Annotated in this window: 3 protein-coding genes; all 3 read right to left on the bottom strand. The window is 68.2% G+C overall.

The window, feature by feature from the left end; genetic code table 11:
* A partial coding sequence (locus tag AC1DMS_RS31550; RefSeq protein WP_478182126.1) for an IS110 family transposase occupies window positions 1–387 on the bottom strand: 387 nt, incomplete at its 3' end.
* 305 nt (window positions 388–692) lie between these two features.
* Complete coding sequence (locus AC1DMS_RS31545; RefSeq protein ID WP_436288284.1) at window positions 693–2,795, bottom strand: primosomal protein N'; 2,103 nt, start codon at window positions 2,793–2,795, stop codon at window positions 693–695.
* A 478-nt stretch (window positions 2,796–3,273) separates the two neighbouring features.
* The gene (gene hemE / locus AC1DMS_RS31540; protein WP_436287249.1) at window positions 3,274–4,386 is read right to left on the bottom strand and encodes a uroporphyrinogen decarboxylase; all 1,113 of its coding nucleotides are present in this window, start codon (window positions 4,384–4,386) and stop codon (window positions 3,274–3,276) included.
* Between the last annotated feature and the right edge of the window lie 385 nt (window positions 4,387–4,771).

Raw genomic sequence — 4,771 nt, 5'->3', positions numbered from 1 at the left:
GAGGTCGCGCAGCTGCTGGATCGCCTGCGGCGGCACGAAGCTGGAGCGGATCAGGCCGTGCGCCAAGAGATCGGCAATCCACATCGCGTCGTTGACGTCGCTCTTGCGGCCGGGCACGTTGCGGATGTGCGCGGCGTTGGCCAGCACCAGCTCGAACTCAGCCTCCAGCACGTGCCACACCGGCTTCCAGTACACGCCGGTGGCCTCCATCGCCACATGGGTGCAGTCGTGCTCGGCCAGCCAATCGCCCAGCGCGAGCAATTCGGTGGTGGTGGTGCCGAAGCTGCGTACCTCCTGATGCATGGGCGGGGAGACGCATCGCACGCAGGCCACGATGGTGTCCTTGTGCACGTCCAGGCCCGCACAGCGCGGATAAAGCACTTGCATGAGAACCTCCTGTCGGTTGAGGGGCACCGCAGGCAGTCCTCGTCGTCGAACTCTACTAAGCGTGCTTCGGGGCGTCGCCGCCCTCTGCCACATTCCGGGGTGCTCGCAGGACTGCGGGTCCAACTATTGAACGGGTTCGCAACACCAAGCAAACGCCGACCTCGTCAGCAGTGCCGGGCTCCATCCTATGACCATGCGTCATCGATCGCCAGCCACGGCCCACGCTTCATGCCCCGGGGTCGGGCCCGTCCGATGGCGAACTATTGAGCGACTGAGCGCCGCGGCCAAGGCCTGCGGGGCGGGTCCTAGATGCTGTGCGGGTCGACGTCGACCAGCCAGCGGATCACGCCCTTGCCTTCGGGCGTGCGCCTGAGGGCATGCAGCAGCGGCTGCCACTGCGCCAGCAGGCGCTGCAAGGCGGCGCGCGAGGGGCTTTCGATCAGCATCTGCGCCCTTTCCACATTGGCCACGCGCTGGATCGCCAGCGGCACCGCGGGATAGCGCACCACCCGGTCGGCGCCTTCCAGCGCCTCCGCGGCAGCGCTGGCCGCGTTCAGGAAGGCCTGCGCGGCTTCCTGCGTGCGTGCATCGGCACGCAGCAGCGCCTGGAACGCAAAGGGCGGCATGCCGGCGGCGGCGCGCTCCTCGAGCTGCTGCCGCGCGAAGGCCGTGTAGTCGTGCCGTCGCAGGGCCGAGAAAAGCGGGTGCTGCGCATGGTGCGTCTGGATCCACATCTCGGCCGTGGCGCCCTGCGCCGCCAGGTAGGCGGCGTCGCGGCCCGCGCGGCCGGCCGACTGCATCAAGAGGCTGAACAGCCGCTCGGGTGCGCGGAAGTCGCTGGAGAACAGCGCGCCGTCTGGGTTCACCGCCGCCACCAGCGTGATGCGCCGGAAGTCGTGCCCCTTGGCGATCATCTGCGTGCCCACCAGCACGTCGACCTCGCCCGAATGCACGGCCGCGAGCTGCGATTCGAGCGCGCCCTGTTTCTTGGTGCTGTCGGCGTCGATGCGCGCGATGCGTACCGCGCTGCCGTCGGGCCGCGTCACCGTGGCGAACAGTTCCGCCAGGTGTTCTTCGAGCCGCTCGGTGCCGCGGCCCACGGGCGCGATGTCGGGGTTGCCGCAGGATGGGCAGGCGCGCGGCACGCGCTCGGTGAAGCCGCAGTGGTGGCAGCGCAGCGTGCGGTCGATCTTGTGGAACACGCGGTAGGCGCTGCAGTGCGGGCATTCGCTTTTCCAGCCGCAGTCGGCGCAGGCCAGCACCGGCGCATAGCCGCGGCGGTTCAGGAACACCATGCTCTGCTCGCCGCGCGCGATGCGCTGGCCGATGGCGTCGAGCAGCGCGGCCGAGATCACGGTCTTGGGCGGCTGCAGGTTCATGTCGACCAGCCGCACCGTGGGCAGCTCGCCGGCGCCGATGCGCGACGGCATGGCCAGCCGCACATAGCGCCCGCCCGGGTCCTCGCCCTCGGCGGGGCGGCTCTGGTGCCAGCTTTCGAGCGAGGGCGTGGCCGAGCCGAGGATGACCTTCGCGCCCTCGCGCTGGCCGCGCCAGACGGCGAGGTCGCGCGCCGAATACCGCGCGCCTTCCTGCTGCTTGTAGCTGGGGTCGTGCTCCTCGTCGACCACCACGAGCTTCAGGCCCGGCATCGACGCGAACACCGCCATGCGCGTGCCCAGCACGATGCGCGCGGCGCCGCTGTGCGCCGCGAGCCAGCTCGCGAGCCGCTGCGGGTTGGTCATGCCGCTGTGCAGCGACACCACCGCGTCGTCGCCGAAGCGCGCCTTGAAGCGCGCTTCGAGCTGCGGCGTCAGGTTGATCTCGGGCACCATCACCAGCGCCTGCGCGCCGGGGTCGGCCGCGAGCAGGTCGGCCACGCAGCGCAGGTAGACCTCGGTCTTGCCGCTGCCGGTACTGCCGACCAGGAGGAAGGTGCCGGCCTCGCCCGCCTCGATGCGGGCCAGCGCGGCCGTCTGCTCCGCGCTCAGCGCGACCGGGTGGGCGGCCTCGGCCGTCTCGGCCACCGGGCCGGCCGCCGTCTTGCGCCTGAGGCGGCGCGCCAGCTGCGTTCCGCTCAGGTCGCGCAGCTGCGGCGGCAGCGCGGCCAGGGCGATCTCGCCGATCGAGCGCTGGTAGTAGCGCGCGGCAAAGGCGACGAGGTCGCGCCAGGCCTCGCCGAGCGGGGCCAGCGCGTCCAGCGCGGCGCCCACGGGCTTCAGGGCCATGTCGGGCTCGGCATTTTCGAGCGAGACCGGCGGATTCCAGACCACGCCCAGCACCTCGCGCCGGCCCAGCGGCACCCGCACCAGCGTGCCGGGCACCAGGGCGGCAGGGCTGGCATAGCTCAGCAGGTCGCCGAGCGCGGCATGCGCAGGCGTCTGCACCGCGATGTCGAGCCGCCAGGCCATCGCGGCGGGCACGCTCGCCGGTGCCGCGGCGGAGCCGGCCGCTGGCGTTGCTGCTGCTGTTTCGGAGACGGGGCTGACGGTGGGAATGGGTGTCCTTGTTGGCAAGGTTTGTTAATGCGACTTTGAATAAGATCGCTTAAGTCGTTGATTTTCCAGTGCTTTGGGGGTCATCCAGAGTTTCTGTGGATAACTTTGTTGACAACCGGGCTCGACACGCCGGCGAGCCTTGAAAATCAAGCCTCTGACTGGATTGCCCTCAAAAAAAGCAAAGTTCAATCTCTATATAAATCAACAACTTAGCGTCGCTATTGGTTTAGGAGCAAAGAGGGGAGGCCTACAGATAATCTTGCGCAGTGCAACACGTGTTTTGTGCATAAGTCGGTGTTCCTACACCGTTTTTATGCTTGACAAACGCCGGGAAATCGATTTTTGGGGCCGCGGCCGCGTCCCTGCGCGGCTGGCGGCTCTTTTACCGTTTTTAACTTTTGCGCAAGGCGCGCGATTGTGCGTGCACCGCCTGCACCAGGGCCGCCACGTGGTCCGGCGGCGTGAACTGGCTGATGCCATGGCCCAGGTTGAAGATGTGGGTCGGGCCCTTGGAAGCGGCATTGGCATGCGGCTGGCCGAAGGCCTGCAGCACCTTCGCCACCTCGGCCTCGATCTGCGCGGGCGGTGCGAACAGCACGTTGGGGTCGATGTTGCCCTGCAGCGCCTTGGCCTTGCCGTCGGTGCCTTCGCCGACCAGCCGGCGCGCGGCCGAGAGGTTCACGGTCCAGTCGACGCCGAGCACCTCGCAGTCGAGTTCGCGCATGGCTTCGAGCCACAGGCCCCCGCCCTTGGTGAAGACGATGCGCGGCACCGGCTGGCCGTCGGCGCCGTTGCGCTTGAGGCCGGCCAGCACGCGCGCCGTGTAGGCGAGGCTGAATTCCTGGAAGGCGCCGTCGGCCAGCACGCCGCCCCAGCTGTCGAACACCATCACGGCCTGCGCGCCGGCGTCGATCTGCGCATTGAGATAGGTGGCCACCGAATCGGCATTGACCGCGAGCAGGCGGTGCATCAGGTCGGGGCGGCTGTAGAGCATGCTCTTGACGAGGCGGTAGTCGCTCGAGCCCGCGCCTTCCACCATGTAGCAGGCCAGCGTCCAGGGGCTGCCCGAAAAGCCGATCAGCGGCACGCGGCCGGCCAGCGCCTTGCGGATCGACGCCACGGCGTCGAAGACGTAGCGCAGCTTGGCCATGTCGGGCACCTCGAGCGCCGCGACGGCCGCTTCGCCCTGCACGGGGCGTGCAAAACGCGGGCCTTCGCCGGCCTCGAACGAAAGGCCCAGGCCCATGGCGTCGGGCACGGTGAGGATGTCGGAGAACAGGATGGCGGCATCGAGCGGATAGCGCTGGAGCGGCTGCAGCGTGACTTCGGTGGCGTAGTCGACGTTGGTCGCCAGCCCCATGAAGCTGCCGGCCTTGGCGCGGGTGGCCACGTACTCGGGCAGGTAGCGTCCGGCCTGGCGCATGAGCCAGACGGGCGTGTGGTCGGTGGCCTGGCGCCAGCAGGCCCGCAGGAAAGTGTCGTTTTGCAAGGGGGCGAAGGGCATGCCCCGATTGTCGCAGGGGGAGTGGGCTTTGCTTTTGCTGGGCTGCTTGTTTGGGCGCTCTTGTTCGGGCTGTCCTTCAGGGCGCGTGCACAGGCCACCGGGTACTCCCCTCCGCGAATGTCCCCCGCCTTCGGCTCCTCCTTTATTTCGCTGCGGGGAGCACCCGATGTCCTGTGCACTTGGGCACGCTCGTTGTGCTTCGCTGATCAACGACCGCTGCGCATAACGCTCCCGTCGATGGGGTGCCTTGCGCAGCGAAATGAATGCGAAGGGACTTCTCGCTTCCTGGTCACGGCATCGAGTGCCAAGATTGATTTGCGAAGTCAATCTGAAACCTTTGGAAGGAGAAGCCCCATGAACGAGATTACCCGAGTCGGCATCGATC

The sequence above is a fragment of the Variovorax sp. 05T418 genome (assembly GCF_056396385.1).
The sequence above is the reverse complement of the archived record's forward strand: the minus strand, read 5'-3'. Positions and strand labels throughout refer to the sequence as shown.

What these genes read in the sequence shown, in the direction of transcription:
- AC1DMS_RS31545 (WP_436288284.1), bottom strand. Translation starts at nt 2,795, where the DNA reads ATGGCCTGGCGGCTCGACATCGCGGTGCAGACGCCTGCGCATGCCGCG.
- hemE (WP_436287249.1), bottom strand. Translation starts at nt 4,386, where the DNA reads ATGCCCTTCGCCCCCTTGCAAAACGACACTTTCCTGCGGGCCTGCTGG.